Annotated in this window: 2 protein-coding genes; both read right to left on the bottom strand. The window is 69.0% G+C overall.

Going from position 1 to position 2,639, the window contains the following annotated elements; translation table 11 throughout:
- Nucleotides 1-1,247: heparinase II/III family protein (locus tag ACFP9U_RS24610; protein ID WP_378625463.1), on the bottom strand; the 1,247-nt coding region annotated here is incomplete at its 3' end.
- 77 nt (nt 1,248-1,324) lie between these two features.
- The coding region (locus tag ACFP9U_RS24605) for an RsmB/NOP family class I SAM-dependent RNA methyltransferase (protein ID WP_378625461.1) at nt 1,325-2,639 on the bottom strand (1,315 nt) is incomplete at its 5' end.

The following is a 2,639-nucleotide window of genomic DNA, read 5'->3' as shown; positions in this document are numbered from 1 at the left end:
GGCGTGCCCACCCAGTCGTCCCAGCCGGCGGGCAGGGCGAAGCGGGCCTGCGAGGTGTCGTTGAGCGTCGCGGTCGAATGCGCGGCGGTCGCCCGTGCCAGCGGCCGGAAGGCTTCATCCCCGTAATTGTCGATGCCGCAGTTGACGATGAATTGATGCCGCCCCGAAGACAGCTCGAAAGAAAGGCAGCCCGCATGCGCGAAGTTGGACAGTTCCGGCGGCGGCGGCGCGGCGGTGTCGGCGATCACCGTCGTGGTGCCCATGGCCAGCCGTTCATAGCCCGAATGGGGCGCGTGCGAGAGCGGCGCCCCGCCGGTGTCGTCGTGCCGCAGAATGGCGGCCACCCGGTCGTGGATGGTCACTCCCATGCCGTTGAACCGCGCGATGCTGCCGTCCCGGTGGCGGAAGAAGCGCAGCGCAGGCAACATCCGCTCCACGGCGCCGACCAGCGCCTCCGGCGGCGGTTCGGACTGGTTGGCATAGGTCTGGCGTAAAGGCAGAAGGTCGGCCAGAAGCTCCATGACGGCGCGCGGATTGCGCGAGACATGGCCGCCGTCCGGCAGGATCTGGCGGTCGAGTTCCTCGGTGAGATTGCGCGTCGCGTTGCGAAGCGCGGAAACGGACGTGGGCAGCGACAGGGCGGCGAAGGCGAGCGCCACCCGCGCCCTGAGCTTCTCCTCGCCGTCCTGCATTTCCGGCGCCATCGAGCGCAGATAGCGTATCTGAACGGCGATCATCTTCAGGTAGTGCCGGTAGAAGGCAAGGTCGGCCCCCTGCAGCACGACGCTGGAGTGCTGGAGCCAGGCGATCACACGCCGAGCGGTGACGGCCGGGTGCCAGGCGAGCCCCGTGATCCGCTTTCCGTGCAGCGCCATCCAATCCGTGACCAGTGCCCGGGCATTGGCGGCGGAAAGGTCGGACTGCGCGGCGTTCAGATGACGCAGCCAGCGAAAGCCGTGCAACGCTTCCCGCCAAGCCCGGTTGCGCACCTCGATATGAAAGGGCGACTGTCCTCCCGCCTCGACCAGATGGCCGGCAAGAAGGAAACGCCCGTGATAGATCTGCCGCGCGATCTCGGGATCGGCCAGCCGCAGGTCCGGCGGCGCGATCAGCAGCCGCTCCGGCGTGCGGCCGGTGTAGCGCCAGCGATAGACCGGGCCGGCGCGCAAGCGCCGGCGCACGCGCCGCCAGCCCTGTCGTAAGGCCAGATTCCACAAGAGCGGACGGTAGCCGCCGGCAAACCTCAATGACGCACCTTTTCCAATGGCCTCCACCCGCCGAAGATTCTAAGCGATTCAACGGCTTGTGCGAAGGACAAATCGCGCTAGCGCACACGCCGAAGGCGGGCGGCGAAAAATCCGTCGACGCCGCCCAGGCGGGCGGGCTCCTCCGGTGCGGCCGGCGTGGTGCGCCACCATCCCTCCGGCGCTATGAAATGCGCTGCGCCTGGAAGCTCTTCCGGACGGACAGGCTCCAAAACGGCATCGTCGCGTTGCGCAAGGAGACGACTCACCAGTTCTTCGCCTTCCTCGGGGTCGAGCGAGCAATTCGCAAAGACCACCGCGCCGCCGGGACGCACGAAGGAGAGCGCCCGTTCGAGAAGCCGCGCCTGCAGATCGGCCAGCTTGGTGATATCCTCGGGTGTCTTGGTCCACGGCACGTCGGGGTGGCGCCTCACCGTTCCCGTGGAGGAGCAGGGCGCATCGAGCAGCACCGCGTCGAAAGGGCGGTCCGGCTGCCAGGACAGGATGTCGGCTTCGATCGTTTCGGCCTCCAGGCGCAGGCGCTCGAGATTGGACCGCAACCGCCGCAGCCGGCTTGCCGACTGATCGACCGCCGTTACGCGCGCGCCGGCGGCCACAAGCTGCGCCGTCTTGCCGCCGGGCGCGGCACAGAGATCCGCGACGTCGATCCCACGGATTTCCCCGAGAAGCCGCACCGGCAGGCCCGCCGCCGCATCCTGCACCCACCACGCCCCTTCGCCATAGCCCGGCAGCTCGAAAACGGGTGCGGACAGCCGGTCCACCCGCACCGAGCCCGTCGGCAGCATGCGCCCGCCAAGCCGCTCGGCCCAAGCCCCCGGATCGGCCTTGACCGTGAAATCCGTCGGCGGTTCCACGCGATGCGCCTTTAGAATGGCGTCGAACTGGCCCGCGCCATAGGCCCGCCGCAACCGCTCCACGAACCAGTCCGGCGCATCGAGGACTTCATCCAGGGCGCGCGGAAGGGCTTCCGCCTTGCCGCGCGCGATGTTGCGCAGGATGCCGTTGACGAGGCCGGGAAACCGCGCCGCGCGCGGATCGGCCTTGGCTTGCGCCACGGCGAGATCGACGGCGGCACTGTCGGGAATGTCGAGGAAGAGGATCTGCGCCGCGCCCACATGCAGGATATGCGACAGGGAATGGGCGTTCGACGGCAGCGGCCGCTCGAGCCGCGCGGCGATCAGCCTCTCGATGACGCAGCGATGGCGCAGGGCACTGGCGAGGATGGCCCTGACCAGCGACCGATCGCGTGAATCGAGGGCGAGAAAGTGCGGATGGCCGTGTTCCCCGTCCGTCAGCGCGTCGAGCGGTGTGCGCGCATCGATGACGGCGCCCAACAGCCGCGCCGCCGTCCGCCGTGCGTCGAGCCCGGGCTTG

It is taken from the genome of Nitratireductor sp. GCM10026969 (genome assembly GCF_042660605.1).
GTDB lineage: Bacteria > Pseudomonadota > Alphaproteobacteria > Rhizobiales > Rhizobiaceae > Chelativorans.
The sequence above is the reverse complement of the archived record's forward strand: the minus strand, read 5'-3'. Positions and strand labels throughout refer to the sequence as shown.